Source organism: Haemophilus parainfluenzae, assembly GCF_003252755.1.
Classification (GTDB): domain Bacteria; phylum Pseudomonadota; class Gammaproteobacteria; order Enterobacterales; family Pasteurellaceae; genus Haemophilus_D; species Haemophilus_D parainfluenzae_N.
In genome coordinates, this window is record NZ_QEPT01000001.1 from 116,263 (window position 1) to 134,256 (window position 17,994).

General features: G+C 38.9%; 18 protein-coding genes. 6 read left to right on the plus strand and 12 right to left on the minus strand.

The annotated features are described in order from the left end of the window. Positions 1-67: 67 nt before the first annotated feature. Positions 68-2,116, plus strand: a complete 2,049-nt coding sequence (gene metG / locus DPV95_RS00535) for a methionine--tRNA ligase (protein WP_049366954.1) — start codon at positions 68-70, stop codon at positions 2,114-2,116. Positions 2,117-2,220: 104 nt separating this feature from the next. Beyond that, a complete protein-coding gene (gene tehB / locus DPV95_RS00540) occupies positions 2,221-3,081 on the plus strand; it encodes an SAM-dependent methyltransferase TehB (RefSeq protein WP_049366953.1) in 861 nt (286 codons plus the stop codon). A gap of 49 nt (positions 3,082-3,130) precedes the next feature. Here tehB and DPV95_RS00545 read toward each other — a convergent pair whose 3' ends face one another. The 5 genes from DPV95_RS00545 to DPV95_RS00565 form a co-directional block, all read right to left on the minus strand. Continuing rightward, positions 3,131-3,442, minus strand: coding sequence for a hypothetical protein (locus tag DPV95_RS00545; RefSeq protein WP_133252829.1), 312 nt, complete (start codon positions 3,440-3,442; stop codon positions 3,131-3,133). 126 nt (positions 3,443-3,568) lie between these two features. Then, a complete protein-coding gene (gene dapD, locus DPV95_RS00550; RefSeq protein WP_005695977.1) occupies positions 3,569-4,396 on the minus strand; it encodes a 2,3,4,5-tetrahydropyridine-2,6-dicarboxylate N-succinyltransferase in 828 nt (275 codons plus the stop codon). 146 nt (positions 4,397-4,542) lie between these two features. Continuing rightward, positions 4,543-5,007 (minus strand): outer membrane lipoprotein, encoded by a 465-nt coding sequence (locus DPV95_RS00555; RefSeq protein WP_005699022.1) that lies wholly within the window; start codon positions 5,005-5,007, stop codon positions 4,543-4,545. A gap of 23 nt (positions 5,008-5,030) precedes the next feature. Beyond that, positions 5,031-5,330, minus strand: a complete 300-nt coding sequence (locus tag DPV95_RS00560; RefSeq protein ID WP_005695975.1) for a hypothetical protein — start codon at positions 5,328-5,330, stop codon at positions 5,031-5,033. 4 nt (positions 5,331-5,334) lie between these two features. After that, complete coding sequence (locus DPV95_RS00565; protein WP_049366949.1) at positions 5,335-5,904, minus strand: VOC family protein; 570 nt, start codon at positions 5,902-5,904, stop codon at positions 5,335-5,337. Positions 5,905-5,992: 88 nt separating this feature from the next. On the opposite strand from DPV95_RS00565, the gene argS reads away from it, so the two are divergent. Next, complete coding sequence (gene argS, locus DPV95_RS00570) at positions 5,993-7,726, plus strand: arginine--tRNA ligase (RefSeq protein ID WP_049366948.1); 1,734 nt, start codon at positions 5,993-5,995, stop codon at positions 7,724-7,726. Positions 7,727-7,759: 33 nt separating this feature from the next. On the opposite strand, the gene smrB is transcribed toward argS, so the two are convergent. Next, positions 7,760-8,269 carry an endonuclease SmrB gene (smrB, locus tag DPV95_RS00575; RefSeq protein WP_049366946.1) on the minus strand — a complete coding sequence of 170 codons (510 nt, stop codon included), beginning with the start codon at positions 8,267-8,269 and terminating at the stop codon, positions 7,760-7,762. Between the two features lie 84 nt (positions 8,270-8,353). On the opposite strand from smrB, the gene prmB reads away from it, so the two are divergent. Both prmB and DPV95_RS00585 read left to right on the plus strand, forming a co-directional pair. Beyond that, the gene (gene prmB, locus DPV95_RS00580) at positions 8,354-9,298 is read left to right on the plus strand and encodes a 50S ribosomal protein L3 N(5)-glutamine methyltransferase (protein ID WP_049366945.1); all 945 of its coding nucleotides are present in this window, start codon (positions 8,354-8,356) and stop codon (positions 9,296-9,298) included. Between the two features lie 97 nt (positions 9,299-9,395). Continuing rightward, positions 9,396-10,460, plus strand: a complete 1,065-nt coding sequence (locus tag DPV95_RS00585; protein ID WP_049366943.1) for an MFS transporter — start codon at positions 9,396-9,398, stop codon at positions 10,458-10,460. A 59-nt stretch (positions 10,461-10,519) separates the two neighbouring features. Here the strand turns inward: DPV95_RS00585 and cysB are convergent, their stop codons facing one another. The 5 genes from cysB to sucC form a co-directional block, all read right to left on the minus strand. Then, complete coding sequence (gene cysB, locus DPV95_RS00590) at positions 10,520-11,491, minus strand: HTH-type transcriptional regulator CysB (protein WP_049366941.1); 972 nt, start codon at positions 11,489-11,491, stop codon at positions 10,520-10,522. A gap of 12 nt (positions 11,492-11,503) precedes the next feature. Next, positions 11,504-12,514, minus strand: a complete 1,011-nt coding sequence (gene rluB / locus DPV95_RS00595; RefSeq protein ID WP_111406439.1) for a 23S rRNA pseudouridine(2605) synthase RluB — start codon at positions 12,512-12,514, stop codon at positions 11,504-11,506. 39 nt (positions 12,515-12,553) lie between these two features. Then, positions 12,554-13,177: an L-threonylcarbamoyladenylate synthase gene (locus DPV95_RS00600; RefSeq protein ID WP_049366937.1), complete on the minus strand. Its 624-nt coding sequence runs from the start codon at positions 13,175-13,177 to the stop codon at positions 12,554-12,556. A gap of 122 nt (positions 13,178-13,299) precedes the next feature. Then, positions 13,300-14,169 (minus strand): succinate--CoA ligase subunit alpha, encoded by an 870-nt coding sequence (sucD, locus tag DPV95_RS00605; RefSeq protein WP_049366936.1) that lies wholly within the window; start codon positions 14,167-14,169, stop codon positions 13,300-13,302. A 2-nt stretch (positions 14,170-14,171) separates the two neighbouring features. Continuing rightward, a complete protein-coding gene (gene sucC, locus DPV95_RS00610) occupies positions 14,172-15,338 on the minus strand; it encodes an ADP-forming succinate--CoA ligase subunit beta (RefSeq protein WP_049366935.1) in 1,167 nt (388 codons plus the stop codon). A 145-nt stretch (positions 15,339-15,483) separates the two neighbouring features. Here sucC and cytX point away from each other — a divergent pair, with 145 nt between their 5' ends. Further along, positions 15,484-16,662 carry a putative hydroxymethylpyrimidine transporter CytX gene (gene cytX, locus DPV95_RS00615; RefSeq protein ID WP_049366933.1) on the plus strand — a complete coding sequence of 393 codons (1,179 nt, stop codon included), beginning with the start codon at positions 15,484-15,486 and terminating at the stop codon, positions 16,660-16,662. Between the two features lie 100 nt (positions 16,663-16,762). Here the strand turns inward: cytX and odhB are convergent, their stop codons facing one another. After that, positions 16,763-17,989 carry a 2-oxoglutarate dehydrogenase complex dihydrolipoyllysine-residue succinyltransferase gene (odhB, locus tag DPV95_RS00620; RefSeq protein ID WP_049366932.1) on the minus strand — a complete coding sequence of 409 codons (1,227 nt, stop codon included), beginning with the start codon at positions 17,987-17,989 and terminating at the stop codon, positions 16,763-16,765. Positions 17,990-17,994: the final 5 nt, after the last annotated feature.

Sequence of the window (17,994 nt, forward strand, 5' to 3'; positions counted from 1 at the left end):
ACTAGAAAAAATCACACTAATCGGGTAACATACTCGCAATTTTTGCAAAAAGAATAAGAGAAAAATAATGACAACTCAACCTCGTAAAATTTTAGTCACTTGTGCATTACCTTATGCAAATGGCGCCATTCATTTAGGCCATATGTTAGAACACATTCAAGCAGATATTTGGGTGCGTTTCCAACGTATGCGTGGCAATAAAATTCATTTTGTCTGTGCAGATGACGCGCACGGCACACCAATCATGCTTAATGCTGATAAATTAGGCATTACACCAGAAGAATTAATCGCAAAAGCAAAAGCCGATCACGTACGTGATTTTGCTGGTTTTAATATCAGTTTTGATAACTATCACTCTACTCACAGTGAAGAAAATAAACAAATCACCGCTGAAATTTACAATAAGTTAAAAGCGAAAGGCTTCATTAAAACCAAAGTCATTTCTCAATTATTCGATCCTGAAAAGAATATGTTCTTACCGGATCGTTTCGTCAAAGGGACTTGCCCAAAATGTAAAGCTGAAGATCAATACGGTGATAACTGCGAAGTTTGTGCTTCGACTTATAGCCCGATGGATTTAATTAATCCTCGTTCAGCTGTATCAGGTGCAACACCAATCATCAAAGAATCTGAACATTTCTTCTTTGACTTGCCTGCTTTTGAAGGGATGTTAAAAGAATGGACTCGCTCTGGTTCACTTCAACCTGAAATTGCAAACAAAATGCAAGAATGGTTTGAAAGTGGTTTACAACAATGGGATATCTCTCGTGATGCACCTTATTTTGGTTTTGAAATTCCAGGTGCAAAAGATAAATTCTTCTATGTTTGGTTGGATGCGCCAATTGGCTACATAGCTTCTTTCAAAAATCTCTGCGATCGTGAAGGCATTGATTTTAATGAATTTTGGGACGAAAACAGCGATGCAGAACTTTATCACTTTATTGGTAAAGATATCGTGTATTTCCACAGTCTATTCTGGCCTGCAATGTTAGAAGGGAGCGAATACCGCAAACCAACCAATGTGTTTGCTCACGGTTATGTCACCGTAGATGGCGCCAAAATGTCAAAATCACGCGGTACATTTATCCAAGCCAGCACCTATCTAAATCACATTGATCCGGAATGTTTACGTTATTACTACGCAGCAAAATTAAACGATCGCATCGAAGATCTCGATTTCAATTTGGAAGATTTCGTTCAACGTGTCAATACGGATATCGTTAATAAATTAGTTAATTTAGCTTCTCGTAATGCAGGCTTTATCACAAAACGCTTTGAAGGCAAATTAGCAGATAAATTAGAAGATGAAGCACTTTTTGCTGAATTTACTGCACAAGCTGAACAAATCGCTACTTATTATGAAAGCCGCGAATATAACAAAGCAATTCGTGAAATCATGACATTAACCGATAAGGCGAATAAATATATTGATGAAAAAGCGCCTTGGGTAATTGCAAAAGAAGAAGGCAAAGAAGCTGAATTACAAGCGGTTTGCTCAATGGGTATCGAGCTTTTCCGTGTATTAATGTCTTACTTAAAACCGGTTCTCCCAAAACTGGCTGAACGTGCAGAAGCGTTCTTACAAACAGAACTAACTTGGAATAATATTGCACAGCCTTTATTAAGTCATCAACTTACTCCATTTAAAGCGCTTTTCTCTCGTTTAGAGAAAAAACAAATTGATGCTGTTGTAGAAGAAACTAAAGCACTTTTCGCCGAAGCAAACAAAGCGACAGAAAAAACAGCGGCAAAAGCGACCGTACTTTCAAATGTTGAACCAATTGCTGACACTATTACCATTGATGATTTTGCTAAAATCGATATGCGTGTGGCAAAAGTACTGAAATGCGAAGCAGTACCAGAATCAAACAAACTCTTACGTTTTGAATTAGATTTAGGTGACCATACTCGCCAAGTGTTCTCTGGTATTAAAGCGGCTTACAACAAACCTGAAGAATTAGAAGGTCGTTTTGTTATTGTGGTTGCAAACCTTGCACCGCGTAAAATGAAATTCGGCGTATCAGAAGGGATGATTCTTTCTGCTGGTACCGGTGGAAGTGATTTATTCTTACTTTCAGCTGATAGCGGTGTCACTGCCGGTATGCAAGTAAAATAATTTAATATTTAGGCGACTTCGGTCGCCTTTTTTATTGCCAAGTAGAGTTAAATACCCTACCATATCAATCAGTTATTTATCACGCAAATTAAAAGGAATTCATTATGACAAACGAACTTATCTGCTATAAACAAATGCCGGTTTGGACAAAAGATAAACTACCTAAAATGTTCCAAGAAAAACACAATACTAAAGTGGGTACTTGGGGCAAACTTACAGTATTGAAAGGTAAGCTTAAGTTTTATGAGCTAACTGAAGATGGTGGTGTTATTGCTGAGCATATTTTCACGCCTGAAAGTAACATTCCATTTGTCGAGCCACAAGCCTGGCACAGAGTTGAAGCCCTTTCTGATGACTTAGAATGTACGCTTGGTTTTTATTGCACAAAAGAAGATTACTTCAGCAAAAAATATAATATGACTGCAACGCATGGTGATGTGGTTGATGCAGCTAAAATTATCAAACCTTGTAAAGTGCTAGATTTAGGCTGCGGACAAGGTCGTAATTCGCTTTATTTAAGTTTAAAAGGCTATGATGTAACCTCTTGGGATCACAATGAAAACAGCATCGCCTTCTTAAACGAAACCAAAGATAAAGAAAACTTGAATATTAAAACTGCTGTTTATGATATTAACACCGCTAATATTCAAGAAAACTATGACTTTATTGTATCAACCGTGGTATTTATGTTCTTAAATCATGAGCGAATTCCTGCCATTATTAAGAATATGCAAGAACACACCAACCCAGGCGGTTATAATTTAATTGTAGCCGCAATGTCTACGCCTGAAGTACCTTGTCCACTTCCGTTCTCATTTACATTCTCTGAAGGTGAATTGAAAGAATATTATAAAGATTGGGAATTCTTAGAATATAACGAAAATATGGGTGAATTACATAAAACCGATGAAAATGGTAATCGCATCAAGTTAAAATTTGCGACAATGTTAGCAAGAAAAAAATAATTCGCTAATTTAGAAAAGAAAATGACCGCGCTTTGTCTATCAAGTGCGGTCATTTTTTAGGGATTTCACAATCTTTAGATGGATAACGATAAACGAGGTTTATTTTAGTACTTATAAAGAGATCTATTTCTTCTGCTCCCTTACAATATCTATCATTTTGAAAAATAAATCCAGTCTTTGCCAAGGTATCCTTAATTAGAGATATTTTCGTATTTTCTTTAAAATTAATTATGATATAGGAAGAAATTTTAGTGTTATTGTTTATAGAATCAATAAACTGAGCAAATTCTTTATTGAATACCGATAAAATATCATTTTGGTGCTTAAGAGAATCCCATCTTTTTTCTGATTGGCTTTTCATTCCCCAAATAGAAAAAAATATGAAAACAACAAAAATAAACTTTTTAACCATTATTATCTAATATCTATAATAAATAAAACCGCACTAAGTTATTTCAAAGTGCGGTTTTTTTCTATAAGATCTTAATTACTCTTCAATAGAGCGTAATAATTCGTTGATACCTACTTTACCTAAAGTTTTTGCATCAACTTTTTTCACGATCACTGCACAGTATAAGCTGTATTTACCACATTTTGATGGGAGGCTACCAGAAACCACTACAGAACCAGCAGGTACACGACCATAGAATACTTCGCCCGTTTCACGATCGTAAATCTTCGTTGATTGACCGATGAATACGCCCATAGAAATCACGCAACCATCTTCAACAATAACGCCTTCAACCACTTCAGAACGTGCACCGATGAAACAGTTATCACCAATAATGGTTGGGTTTGCTTGTAATGGCTCTAATACACCACCGATACCTACACCACCAGATAAGTGTACATTTTTACCAATTTGCGCACATGAACCAACAGTTGCCCATGTATCAACCATAGTACCTTCACCCACATATGCACCGATATTTACATAAGATGGCATTAATACACAGTTTTTAGAAATGTATGCACCTTTACGTACGGTTGCAGAAGGTACGACACGGAAACCTTCTTGAGCAAAACGCTCTTCGGTATAGTCAGCAAATTTCAATGCCACTTTGTCATAGTATTTTGTTTCTGCACCATCAATGATTTGGTTATCATTGATACGGAAAGATAATAATACTGCTTTTTTCAACCATTGGTGAGTCACCCATTCACCATCAATCTTTTCTGCAACACGGTATTTACCGCTATCTAATCCTTCGATCACTTCTTCGATTGCTGCACGAGTTTGTGCATCAACTGTTTTAGGGGTAATTTCCGCACGTTTTTCAAATGCAGCTTCAATAACTTGTTGTAAATTTGACATTTTGCTTCCTATTGTTGATGTGAAATAACGGTTGATAGTTGTATCATATTTTTGACTTTCAAGCAAAAAACAACCGCACTTTCTTTTGTTTTTAAACATAAAAAAAGCGAACCTAATGGTTCGCTTTTTTCTATTTTTTGTTTGAGTTAGTTAATAACAGAAACATTTAATGATGAACCGCCAACAATTCTTACGCGGCGACCTGCTTTAAAGCTAGGATCCGCTTTTTGAACAACGACGATCTCTTCTCTATTATCTTTTCTGATAACAAGTTCTGCACCATTAACTTGGCTCATTTTCTCTTCAGTTTTGCTACCAATAATCGCACCACCAATCGCACCTACTGCTGTTGCAATAGCTTGTCCTGTGCCACCACCAATTGCACTACCCGCGATACCACCTAAAGCACCACCACCAACTGTACCAATTACACCTGGATTATCTGCTTGAATTTTGACCGGACGAACAGAAACAATAGTGCCATAGCTAATTGAACGTGCTTCTTTTGCTTGTCCCGCTTCATATACATCACCGCTAAAAATATCGGTATTTGCACAACCGGTTAAGCCAATAGACATCATAAGTGCTAATGCTACTGTTACTTTTTTCATAAAACTAACCTTCTAAAAATAAATTAGATTGGGTTTCTTGGAGACCAAGTAGAAACGTTTTTCACGCCTTGACCGTTATCAGATACTTTCACACAAGCACCGGTTACTAAAGTTGAATCGTATTTGTGAACGATAACTTCTGTTTCACCTTCTTGTTTGTATGAACAGTCGTTTTTACGAACGGTTAATTTTACATCATCACCTTGGAATTCAGTGAAGATAACTTGACCTTTATAAGCGCTTTCATCTTTTTGTGATTGAGATGAACAAGCTGATAAACCTAAACTTAATAAGACAGTTAATGCTAAGGTAATTTTTTTCATTACACTAAACCTCGAGTATTTTCTTTATTGTATAAGGATGAACCTTTATGCAAACGTGATTTTCTGTTTTATCAACAAAACTCACTGCAATGGATGGATTGGGCAATTGCTCCCCTTCCACCTTAGGTTCGCTCACCTTCATGGTTAATTGAGTTAGTTCCTTCCATAAAAATGTATTGCAAATTCGATTAACCCAATCCTCAACAGATTCATGAGATAAAAACGGCATTACAATTTCAATATGTTCCCAAGTTTCTTGGGGATATTGTTTATTTTTAGGAAACGGTAATTCAATAACATCGACAGGCTGACCAATGAAATCAACTGGCTCATCTAATTCAATCAAATAGATAGGACGCCCATTGACGATATTATCGCTTAAAATTCTACCGCACTTTAATAACTCTGTCAGCCAATTTTTTGCTTTTTCTTCAGTATTTGCTCTTAAAGCTAAATGATCAATTTGATAATCCGCTAAGTTCACTTTCATGACGGCAGCTAATTGCTGAATTTTTTCCTGAAATAAAGGCAACTCTTGATAAAGTGCGGTCGATTTTTCCATTAAATTTGACATTTTCTCCTGCTCTTACTTTGAGAAATCTATAAACAACGGTATCATAGCCGATTATTTTCATTATTCAATTTCAAGATTAGGAAAAACCGTGAATATTCAATCTATTTTATCCGATAAAATTAAACAAGCGATGATTACTGCTGGCGCAGATGAACAATGTGATGCGCTTATTCGCCAATCAGGTAAACCACAATTTGGCGACTACCAAGCAAACGGCATTATGGCTGCTGCAAAAAAACTAGGTTTAAATCCACGTGAATTTGCACAAAAAGTATTAGATCATGCTGATCTTTCTGATGTTGCTGAAAAAACTGAAATTGCTGGTCCAGGTTTTATTAATATTTTCTTAAATCCTACTTGGTTAGCAAATAATGTTTCTGCTGCATTAAAAGATCAAAATCTTGGTGTCAGCGCAAATGAAAAACAAACCATCGTGATTGATTATTCTTCACCAAACGTTGCGAAAGAAATGCACGTAGGTCACTTACGTTCTACCATCATCGGTGATGCCGTTGTTCGTACCCTTGAATTTTTAGGCCACAACGTTATTCGTGCGAATCACGTGGGTGACTGGGGTACCCAATTCGGTATGCTCATTGCTTATCTTGAAAAAATGGAAAACGAACACGCAAGCGAAATGGAACTTCAAGATCTTGAAGCATTCTATCGCGAAGCGAAAAAACACTACGATGAAGATGAGGCTTTCGCTGAAAAAGCCCGTAACTATGTAGTGAAATTGCAAGGTGGAGATGAATATTGCCGCACAATGTGGAAAAAATTAGTCGATATCACCATGCAACAAAACCAACGTAACTACGATCGTTTGAATGTCACATTGACTGAAAAAGATGTGATGGGTGAAAGTCTTTATAACCCGATGTTACCTGCTATCGTTGAAGATCTGAAAAAACAAGGTTTAGCCGTTGAAGATGAAGGTGCATTGGTCGTTTATCTTGATGAATTCAAAAACAAAGAAGGCGAACCGATGGGCGTTATCGTTCAGAAGAAAGATGGCGGTTTCCTTTATACCACTACCGATATTGCGGCGGCGAAATACCGTTATGAAACCTTAAAAGCGGATCGCGCATTAGTATTCTCTGATACACGTCAAAGCCAACACATGCAACAAGCGTGGTTAATTACGCGTAAAGCCGGTTATGTACCAGATAGCTTCTCACTTGAACATAAAAACTTCGGTATGATGTTGGGTAAAGATGGTAAACCATTCAAAACTCGTACTGGCGGCACCGTAAAATTAGCAGATTTATTAGATGAAGCGATTGAGCGTGCAACTGTATTAATCAACGAGAAAAATACCAACTTATCTGATGAAGAAAAAACTGCGGTTATTGAAGCGGTGGGTATTGGCTCGGTGAAATATGCGGATCTTTCTAAAAACCGCACGACTGACTATGTGTTTGATTGGGATAATATGCTCAGTTTTGAAGGTAATACCGCGCCTTATATGCAATATGCTTATACGCGTATTCGTTCAATCTTTAATAAAGCAGACGTGAATCCAACCGCTCTTGCAGAAGCGAAAATTCAGCTTTCAGATGAAAAAGAACGTGCATTAGCGATCAAATTGCTTCAATTTGAGGAAGCCGTTCAAACGGTGGGCAAAGAAGGGACACCGCATGTGCTCTGTGCTTATTTATATGAGTTGGCAGGAGTGTTCTCCTCATTCTATGAACACTGCCCAATCTTAAATGCAGAAGATGAAAACGTAAAATTGAGCCGTTTAAAACTTGCTTCTCTTACAGAGAAAACCTTAAAACAAGGTTTAGAGTTATTAGGCATTAAGACAATCGAAAAAATGTAAAAAAGTGCGGTCAATTTCGACCGTACTTTTTCTTTATACATCCACTAAAATAAGTATCGCCGCTTCTCCGCCCCATTCTTTTGGTGCTTGGTGTAATGCTCGTACTTTAGGATGCTGAACTAACCAACATGGAATTTGTTTTTTCAACGTAAAGGTTCCATAGCCCGTCATTATGCTCGCGCAATAAACATGCTCATCTTCACAAGCTAACAACAGTGCTGCCAATTCCATTTTAGCTTGCTCACGGGTTAAACCATGTAAATCCAAAAATAATTCAGGTGAAAAATCGCCACGACGAAGTTGTTTCAATAAATGGCTATCTTCCCCTTCGCGTAAATATTTGATGACACCATCATGTTCATTTAGCAAGGGTTCATACTCATCAGAAAAATAGAAAAGCGTATCTTCTTTTTCTCGAATATCACGTAAATGGGATTTTTTTTGACCGCTCTTTTGACGAGGTGCCACAAAGGTATCTTGCTTAATAGGTTTGATCCCTTTGGTTTCTGCCCGAAAAAGATCAAAATCATCTGGTTCTGTCATTATTTTTCTCAATTTGTTATTTTGCTTAATGATAGCACATCTATTCTATGGTATAACTAGCCAAAATTTTTATTGAGGCACAAAATGGAAACCTTACACAATCAAGAACTTGTTGCGACAATTTTAGAAGATAATGTGGCAAGTGAATTAACAACTATTCAAGATTTTTTACGCTGGACATACAGCACATTTAACCGTTCTGATATTTACTACGGGCAAGGCCATGACAATGCGTGGGATGAAAGCCTTCAATTAGTCCTTGCGGGGCTTCAATTACCGCTCGATTTACCACAAGATTTGTTTAACAGTAAACTTACTCATTCAGAAAAAGAAACTTTAGTACAATTAGTTTTAAGTCGTATCGAACAACGTGTGCCAGTCGCTTATTTAACGAATAGTGCGTGGTTCTGCGGATTAGAGTTTTATGTGGATGAGCGCACAATTATTCCTCGCTCACCAATTAGCGCATTAATCCAAGATAAATTTGCTCCGCTTTTAAAATCTGAACCCAAACGTATTTTAGATCTTTGTACTGGCAGTGGTTGTATTGCAATCGCAACAGCTGAAGCCTTTCCTGAAGCGGAAGTAGATGCGGTCGATCTTTCTGTGGATGCATTAAATGTGGCTGAAATCAATATTGCACGCCACCAATTAGAACATCGTGTTTTCCCGATTCAATCAGATTTATTCCAAAATCTCTTCGGTCAACAATATGATTTAATCGTCACCAATCCGCCTTATGTGGATGAAGAAGATTTGGCAGATATGCCGGAAGAATTCCACTATGAACCTGAGTTAGCCTTAGGTTCAGGTGTTGATGGGTTAGAAATTACAAAACAAATTTTAAAACAAGCGCCGGATTATTTAACACCAAATGGCATACTCGTTTGTGAAGTGGGCAACAGCATGGTAAGTCTAATTGAACAATATCCAGATGTACCATTTGAATGGGTTGAACTAAAAAATGGTGGCCTGGGTGTATTTGCTATTAGCCGCGAAGATTTAGTGAAATATCACGATTCTTTTTAATCTCAAGTGCGGTTAAAAATCGTCGTGAATTTTGACCGCACTTAACAAATTGCTGGCGCGCGTTCTTAACGCGTGCTTTTCTTTTTTTAATAAAACAATGAATTTACAAAAACTTTTACTGACTCGTCGTTTCTTTTCTACCCTTGCATTCTTTTCCATGCAAACGGTATTTTTCATCTATTTACAAGGAAAAGGATTAAGCAACAGTGAAATTGCCTTTTCGCTCTCGTTGCTTTTTTTCTGCAACCAAGCATTGGCTATTTTAGCCGGTATCTGGGGTGACCGTTTTGGACTGGCTAAAATGATGTTACTCGGATGCTTTTTAGATGTGATCGCCTATATTTTCTTTCTCTCTGCTGACAATTACATTCTACTTTTAATTGCCACTACCTGTTTTGGCTTAGGTAGCTGTTTGTTTGGTACCAATGCGAAAGCCTGCCTATTGGTACTCGCAGGTGAAGAATACAAAGAGAAAACCCGATTACAGGGAAAATATTTAAAAGTCACCTCCATGTCGTCTATGTTTGCGCCGTTGTTGGTGATTCCATTTATCAAATACAATCACATTGAATGGTTGATTTGGGTCTGCTTTGCAATGGAAGCGATTCTCTTTGCCTTAATGGTTAAACCGTTTTATCAAATTCAAACTTTGCAAACCTTAGTGAAATTTCGCTTTGCCCAAATTAAAGAAATCATCACCAAAGAATTTTTATTTGTGCATTTGATGCTGTTTATTCCACTTTCCATTGCAACCTCATTCTTTGTGATCTTCCCGTTCCTATTTGATAACAAATTAGGCATGCCGGAACACTCCCCCATTGCACTTTTTGTAAATGGTTTGTTGACTGTATCGCTACAAAGTTATTTTTCTCGAAAAATTAATTTAACGATTAAACAAACCCTATGGGTGGCACCTATCTTGGCTATTGGTATTATCCTGCCTTGGTTTATTACGTTAAAATATATTTCTTTGGTTTCTGCTTATATTTACTTAGTCATTTTCACGGTGATTGAAGTCTATGCTTTAACCGCGATGGCAAATTTATTAGTAAAATTTGATAATGGTACAAACCGAGGTTTTATCTTTGGTTCATCACGATTATTGCTTTCTATCACAACTGTTATCGTCATGAACTTAGTGCCACATTTATTTTTATTGTAAAAAAAGAAACGGTCAGAATTCACATTAAATTCTGACCGCGCTTTTATATTTTTCTATACTTATTTCACTTCTAATTCAACATTATCAAACAATTTCTTCACCGCGCTGTTATCACGCAATTTCTCCGCTTTTTCAACCATTGGACGCGTTAAGTGCGGAGAGAAAAACTCAATAAAGTCATACATATAGTTGCGTAAGAAAGTGCTGTGTTTAAACGCAATTTGCGTCATACTCGCACGGAACAAATGCCCTGCATCAATCGCCACTAAATCCTTATCTGCTGGAGTATGCGCCATAGATGCCATAATGCCCACACCTAATCCTAAACGCACATAAGTTTTAATCACATCTGCATCCGTTGCGGTAAACACAATATTCGGCAGAATCCCCGCGCGGTTAAACGCATAGTCCAAATCAGACACACCGGTAAAACCAAAGGTATAAGTGACTAACGGATATTTACCCAACTCCTCAACAGTAAGATTTTTCACTTTTGCTAAAGGATGGTCCGGTTTAACAATCACCGAACGATTCCACAAATAGCAAGGCAGTTGAATCAAATCATCAAAAAGATACGGCGCTTCTGTTGTGATCGCTAAATCCACTTCGCCCGAAATCAATGCATCATGGATTTGCGTCGGTGAACCTTGATGAATATGTAAACTCACATCCGGATATTGTTTAGAGAAACGCTCCACCACAGCCGGCAACATATAACGCGCTTGCGTATTAGTTGTCGCAATACGTAACACACCATGATTCGGGCAAGTATATTCATTAGCCACTGATTTAATGCTTTGGGCTTTCACTAAAAGCTCACGAGCAATAGCGACGATCTTTTTACCCGCTGGCGTAATGGATTTAATGTGTTTACCATTACGCTCAAAAATCTCTAAACCTAATTCATCTTCTAACAAGCGAACTTGTTTACTGATACCTGGCTGAGAGGTATAAAGCGCATTCGCGGCTTCAGTCACATTTAAATTTTGGTTTACAATCTCAACAATGTAGCGAAGTTGCTGCATTTTCATCGCGAATACCACCTATTTTTTATAGCGTTTACTTAACTCAGTATAACGTTTTACTGCTTTACGAATTTGACCTGATTTTGGTCGACGACGAGGTTTCGTCACGTCTAATTTAGTTTCTGTTTCAGGTGGCAAGCCCACTAATTCACGTAAATAGTTGACGTTTTCCAGATCCATTTCTTCCCAGCCACCACGCGGTAAGCCTTTCATTAGCTTAATGTTGCCGTAACGAATACGAATTAAGCGGCTCACCTGAATACCTTGAGATTCCCACAGACGACGCACTTCACGGTTACGACCTTCCATTAAGGTCACGTCGTACCATTGGTTAATCCCAATACCGCCCGCAAATTTGATTTCTTTGAAATTAGCTAGTCCATCTTCCAACTGTACGCCTTTACGTAAACGCGCTAACATGGCATCGTCCACTTGACCAAATACACGCACGGAATATTCACGTTCAACTTCACGGCTTGGGTGCATTAAACGGTTAGCTAATTCACCATCTGTCGTGAAAAGTAATAAGCCCGAAGTATTAATATCTAAACGACCGACTGCAATCCATCTTGCGCCATTTAAGCGTGGTAAACGATCAAATACAGTTGCACGACCTTCAGGATCGCTGCGGGTACAAAGTTCGCCTTCTGGTTTGTAATACATTAATACACGGCATACTTCTTTTTGTGCTTGTTGAAGGTTGATGATTCGACCATCAATACGCACTTTTACACCAGAATGTACATCAATACGATCGCCAAGAGTCGCCATTTTGCCATCGACACTCACACGGTTTTCAGCAATCATCGCTTCAATTTCACGACGAGAGCCTTGCCCTGCACGCGCAAGCACTTTCTGTAATTTTTCACCTTCTACAGTAGATTGACGCGATGGTCTAGCTACCTTAGCTTTAGGGGTTGATTTGATGTCAGAATTGACCGCACTTTTACGTTCTTTACGCTCAAAGTGCGGTTGCTTTCCCGCTTGTTTTTCACGTTCTTGTCTGACTGATTTTTGAATAGGTTTCATCTGTTTTCCTTTGTCGCTTTCCCAAGCGTCTAAAATAAGTTAAATGAAAGGATCGGTACTACCACTTCCTTCACGTAAAATTACTGGCGATTCTTCCGTTAAATCTACCACCGTTGTTGGCTCTTGACCTAAATAGCCACCATGAATAATTAAATCCACTTGACGTTCTAAACATTCACGAATCTCTTCTGGATCGGAATAAGTCATATGTTCATTATCAGGCAACATCAGTGAGCAAGATAGAATCGGCTCACCTAATGCATTCAATAAATCCAAAGCGATTTGGTTATCCGGCACACGTAATCCAATGGTCTTGCGTTTTGAGGTCATTAATCGGCGTGGAAGTTCTTTCGTTGCCGTCAAAATAAAAGTATAACGCCCCGGTGTATTATTTTTAATTAAACGATAAGCCGAATTGCTCACCGTTGCGTAGGTTGAAAGCTCGGATAAATCGCTACATACCAACGTAAAATTATGCCCTTCTGGCAATTTACGAATCGCCACGATACGATCCATCGCATGTTTATCGCCGATCATACAGCCTAAGGCATAGCCCGAATCTGTCGGGTACACAATGACACCACCTTTACGCAAGATTTCTACCGCTTGATTAATCAAACGCACTTGCGGATTTTCAGGGTGGATATAGAAAAATTGGCTCATAATTTTGTCCTTAAAAAACTGACGAGATTATACACCGATTTAGATGTAGTTATAAGAATTTGTTATAAAAAACGACCGCACTTTGAAAACTAATCCAAAGTGCGGTCCATTTTTTAAGTATTTTATTTCAATAATTCACGGAGGGCTGAACCGATTTCAGCAAGACTTCTCACCGTTTTCACGCCAGCTGCTTCAAGTGCAGCAATTTTATCTTCTGCCGTTCCTTTTCCACCACTGATAATCGCTCCAGCGTGTCCCATACGCTTACCTTTCGGTGCTGTCACACCTGCGATATAAGCCACCACAGGTTTTGTCACATAAGATTTAATGAATGCTGCCGCTTCTTCTTCCGCAGAGCCACCGATTTCACCAATCATCACGATAGCTTCAGTTTCAGGATCTTCTTGGAAACGTTTGAGAATATCAATGAAGTTAGATCCTGGAATAGGATCGCCGCCGATCCCTACGCAAGTAGATTGACCAAACCCCTCATCTGTTGTCTGTTGTACCGCCTCATAGGTTAAAGTACCTGAACGAGAAACAATCCCTACTCTGCCTTTTTTATGGATGTTGCCTGGCATAATCCCAATCTTAGATTCATCCGGTGTAATCACGCCTGGGCAATTCGGCCCAATCATCACCACACCCGTTTCATTTAATTTTTGTTTTACCAACAGCATATCCAATGTTGGGATGCCTTCTGTAATACAGACTACCAACTGAATACCAGCATCAATAGCTTCTAAAATGGCATCTTTGCAAAATGGTGCGGGCACATAAATCATGGTTGCCGTAGCACCTGTCGCTTTTACTGCTTCACGTACTGTATTAAATACTGGTAAACCTAAGTGAGTAGTTCCGCCTTTATTCGGTGAAATCCCACCAACTAACTTTGTGCCATAAGCCAATGCTTGCTCGCAGTGAAATGTCCCTTGCGCACCGGTGAAACCTTGGCAAATTACTTTTGTCTCTTTATTAATTAAAATCGCCATGATTATTCTCCTTTTGCTGCTTTCACTGCCGCTTGTGCAGCTTCCTGTAATGTATGTGCTGCAATTAAATTTACACCACTTTCTGCTAAAATTGCTCTGCCTTGTGGGGCATTGGTTCCTTCTAATCGAACCACAACAGGCACTTTTACACCGATTTCTTGAATCGCCGCAACGACCCCTTCAGCAATAAGATCGCAACGTACGATTCCACCAAAAATATTCACTAAAACAGATTTCACATTTTTATCCGTGAGAATAATTTTGAAGGCTTCAGCTACACGCTCTTTCGTTGCACCACCACCAACATCAAGGAAGTTTGCTGGATTACCGCCATATAATTTCACGATATCCATGGTTCCCATGGCTAGTCCGGCGCCATTAACCATACAGCCGATATCACCTTCCAAGGCGACATAGTTAAGCTGATATTTTTCAGCTTCTGCTTCACGAGAATCACTTTGACTTAAATCGCGTAAGGCTAGCAAATCAGGATGACGATAAAGTGAGTTATCATCAATGCCTACTTTCGCATCGAGACAAATTAAGTGACCTTCTTTCGTCACCACGAGTGGATTCACTTCAACTAAAGAAAAATCTTTTTCGATAAAAAGCTGCGATAATTTCACAAAAATATCAGCAAATTGCTTATTTTGCTCGCCACTTAAACCTAGTTTAAAGGCTAATTCACGACCTTGATATGGCATTCCACCAACCAAAGGATCAATGGCGACTTTATGAATTAGCTCAGGTGTTTCTCTTGCCACATCTTCAATATTCATGCCTCCCGCTGAAGACGCCATAAAAACAACTTTCTGTGAAGCACGATCAATCACCGCACCTAAATAAAGCTCCTTATCAATCTGGCTAGTTTCTTCGATATAAATGCTATTAACGGGTTGGCCTTTTTTATCGGTTTGGAAGGTGACTAAATGTTGGCCAAGCCATTTATGTGCAAAAGCACGCGCTTCTTCTGCATTATGCACGAGCTTCACACCACCGGCTTTTCCGCGTCCACCTGCGTGAACTTGACATTTCGCTATCCAAACATCGCCATTCAGCTGAAAGAGCGCCATTTCAGCTTCATCTGCTGTTTGACATACGACACCTTCGCTCACAGGCAGATTATATTGCTTAAAAAGCTGCTTAGCTTGGTACTCATGTAAATTCATATTTCCTTCCTATTTTTGATGTTGTTTAGCGAAACAAACAAAAATTTGACCGCACTTTATTTTATTTTAAATTCTGGGCTTGCTCTTTACATATTGAGTTATATACTGAGCTAGAATAACCACAATCCATGTTAAGGATAACAACATGCAAACAAAAAAATCAAGCAATCTTGCGATTGCGCTCATTTGGTTTACTGCTGCTATTTCAATGGCAGAAATTCTCACTGGTACTTGGTTTGCGCCACTAGGGTGGCAACAAGGTTTAATTGCCATCGTCGTTGGACACTTTATTGGTGGTTCGATGTTTTTCTGTGCAGGTTACATCGGTGCAAAAACCCAAAAAAGTGCCATGCAAACGGTACAAATATCATTTGGTGAAAAAGGTTCTGCGCTTTTCTCTTTACTCAATGCCATGCAACTGATGGGATGGACTGCTGTCATGATTTATATGGGGGCTGAAGTCATTTCTATCTTAAATCAAACAGCTGATGCTTCCATCTTTCCATTCCTTACACTTGGCTTAGGCATACTCATCATACTTTGGCTACTACTCGGCTTCACTAAATTAGGTATCTTCAAAAGCCTCTCACTTGTCACCATGTTTTTACTGATGCTGTGGCTAAGTATTCAAGTAGCTAATAAGCCATTTATTACCATGGATGTTGCACAAAATATTAAATTTGGTACTGCTGTAGAAATTGCTGCCGTCATGCCACTTTCTTGGTTACCAGTAGTATCTGACCACACAAAGAACAGCGAAACACCATTTAAAACGACCGCACTTTCAACGCTAACTTATACCGCGACCAGCTGCTGGATGTATGCTCTCGGCTTAGGTGCCGCATTAGTGACCGGTAAATCTGAAATCTCACAAATTCTTTCCCTTGCTGGTGTAAGTGTTATTGGTGTATTAATTGTCATCGCCTCTACCATGATTAACACTGCACTTCCCGCCTATTCCACCGGCATGAGTTTAAACAACATTTCCCCTCAATTAAAAGTCACGCCAATCTCCGTACTTACCGTGATTGTAGGCATTATATTAGCCTCAACCTTACCAGTGACAGAATACGAACATTTCTTGTTCTTTATTGGTTCAGTATTCGCGCCAATGATCGCTGTGCTTATCGCTGATTTCTTTGTGCTTAAACAGCATGATGTTAAAAAATCTGTTGATAGTATCGGACTCGGCGTTTGGTTTGTCGGCTTCGTACTCTATCGTTTCCTCATGACAAAAGGTTGGGAAACCGATTTAGGTCTGACTTTCCCTGTTATCATCATTACCTTTATCTTAGCAATCTTAGTACGCAAAATAGCTAAATAAAGATCGGGTTTTAACTATAGAAAGGCGGGCATTGTTCCCGCCCTTTTATTCATATCAATGTAAAAAAGGCTTTTCCCTCAAAAGAGAAAAGCCTATGTGCTTAGATTTCTAATAATAAACGAGTTGGATCTTCTAATAAGTCTTTAATCGCCACTAAGAAGCCTACTGATTCACGACCATCAATTAAGCGGTGGTCATAAGATAATGCCAAATACATCATTGGGCGAATCACCACTTGGCCATCTACCGCAACCGGGCGTTCTTTGATGGCATGCATACCTAAAATTGCACTTTGTGGTGGATTGATAATTGGTGTAGACATTAAAGAACCAAATACACCGCCATTAGTAATGGTGAAGTTACCGCCTGTTAAATCTTCAACAGTTAATTTACCATCACGGCCTTTTTCTGCTAGTGATTTAATTTGTTTCTCAATATCCGCCATGCTGAGTTTGTCGCAATTGCGTAATACTGGAGTCACTAAACCACGTGGGGTTGAAACGGCAATACTAATATCAAAATAGTTGTGATACACAATGTCATCACCGTCAATTGAAGCATTCACCTCTGGATAACGTTTTAATGCTTCAACTACGGCTTTAATGTAAAAAGACATAAAGCCTAAACGTACACCATGTTGTTTCTCAAATTTCTCGCCGTATGTTTTACGTAATTTCATAATCGGCTGCATATCCACTTCATTGAATGTAGTGAGCATTGCGGTGGTATTTTTCGCTTCCAATAAACGTTCCGCAATACGTTTACGTAAACGGGTCATTGGTACGCGTTTTTCTGAACGAGAGCTATATGCCACGGTGCTAATGGTATTCTGCTCTGTCGCTACATCTTGTTTCGCTTTTTGAGCATCACGTCTTGCTACTTCGCGAGCAATATCTTCACGGGTAATACGGCCTCCCACACCAGAGCCTTGAATTTTCTCTGCATCTAAATCATGTTCAGCTAATAAACGACGAATAGCTGGACCTTGATCTGCTGAATTATTATGGCTATTTTCAATGGCGGCTCTTTGACGATCGGCTGGTGTTGGCTCATTGCCTTTCACTGTTTCAGATGAAATATCCCCAGCCTGTTGGGTAGAAAGTTTACCTAAAAGCTGTTTACTTACCACGGTTGCACCTTCTTCTTGAAGAATTTCAGCCACTACGCCATCGTTTAATGCGGGCACTTCAAGTACCACTTTATCTGTTTCGATTTCCACTAATACTTCGTCACGTTTTACCGTCTCACCAACTTTTTTATGCCATGTTGCAACAGTTGCATCCGCAACGGATTCCGGTAAATCTGGAACAAGAATTTCGATTGTCATTTTAT

What these genes read in the sequence shown, in the direction of transcription:
- tehB (WP_049366953.1), top strand. Translation starts at nt 2,221, where the DNA reads ATGACAAACGAACTTATCTGCTATAAACAAATGCCGGTTTGGACAAAA.
- dapD (WP_005695977.1), bottom strand. Translation starts at nt 4,396, where the DNA reads ATGTCAAATTTACAACAAGTTATTGAAGCTGCATTTGAAAAACGTGCG.
- rluB (WP_111406439.1), bottom strand. Translation starts at nt 12,514, where the DNA reads ATGAAACCTATTCAAAAATCAGTCAGACAAGAACGTGAAAAACAAGCG.
- DPV95_RS00585 (WP_049366943.1), top strand. Translation starts at nt 9,396, where the DNA reads ATGAATTTACAAAAACTTTTACTGACTCGTCGTTTCTTTTCTACCCTT.
- cytX (WP_049366933.1), top strand. Translation starts at nt 15,484, where the DNA reads ATGCAAACAAAAAAATCAAGCAATCTTGCGATTGCGCTCATTTGGTTT.
- DPV95_RS00545 (WP_133252829.1), bottom strand. Translation starts at nt 3,442, where the DNA reads ATGAAAAGCCAATCAGAAAAAAGATGGGATTCTCTTAAGCACCAAAAT.
- DPV95_RS00600 (WP_049366937.1), bottom strand. Translation starts at nt 13,177, where the DNA reads ATGAGCCAATTTTTCTATATCCACCCTGAAAATCCGCAAGTGCGTTTG.
- DPV95_RS00560 (WP_005695975.1), bottom strand. Translation starts at nt 5,330, where the DNA reads ATGAAAAAAATTACCTTAGCATTAACTGTCTTATTAAGTTTAGGTTTA.
- metG (WP_049366954.1), top strand. Translation starts at nt 68, where the DNA reads ATGACAACTCAACCTCGTAAAATTTTAGTCACTTGTGCATTACCTTAT.
- DPV95_RS00565 (WP_049366949.1), bottom strand. Translation starts at nt 5,904, where the DNA reads ATGTCAAATTTAATGGAAAAATCGACCGCACTTTATCAAGAGTTGCCT.
- cysB (WP_049366941.1), bottom strand. Translation starts at nt 11,491, where the DNA reads ATGAAAATGCAGCAACTTCGCTACATTGTTGAGATTGTAAACCAAAAT.
- smrB (WP_049366946.1), bottom strand. Translation starts at nt 8,269, where the DNA reads ATGACAGAACCAGATGATTTTGATCTTTTTCGGGCAGAAACCAAAGGG.
- odhB (WP_049366932.1), bottom strand. Translation starts at nt 17,989, where the DNA reads ATGACAATCGAAATTCTTGTTCCAGATTTACCGGAATCCGTTGCGGAT.
- sucD (WP_049366936.1), bottom strand. Translation starts at nt 14,169, where the DNA reads ATGGCGATTTTAATTAATAAAGAGACAAAAGTAATTTGCCAAGGTTTC.
- DPV95_RS00555 (WP_005699022.1), bottom strand. Translation starts at nt 5,007, where the DNA reads ATGAAAAAAGTAACAGTAGCATTAGCACTTATGATGTCTATTGGCTTA.
- prmB (WP_049366945.1), top strand. Translation starts at nt 8,354, where the DNA reads ATGGAAACCTTACACAATCAAGAACTTGTTGCGACAATTTTAGAAGAT.
- sucC (WP_049366935.1), bottom strand. Translation starts at nt 15,338, where the DNA reads ATGAATTTACATGAGTACCAAGCTAAGCAGCTTTTTAAGCAATATAAT.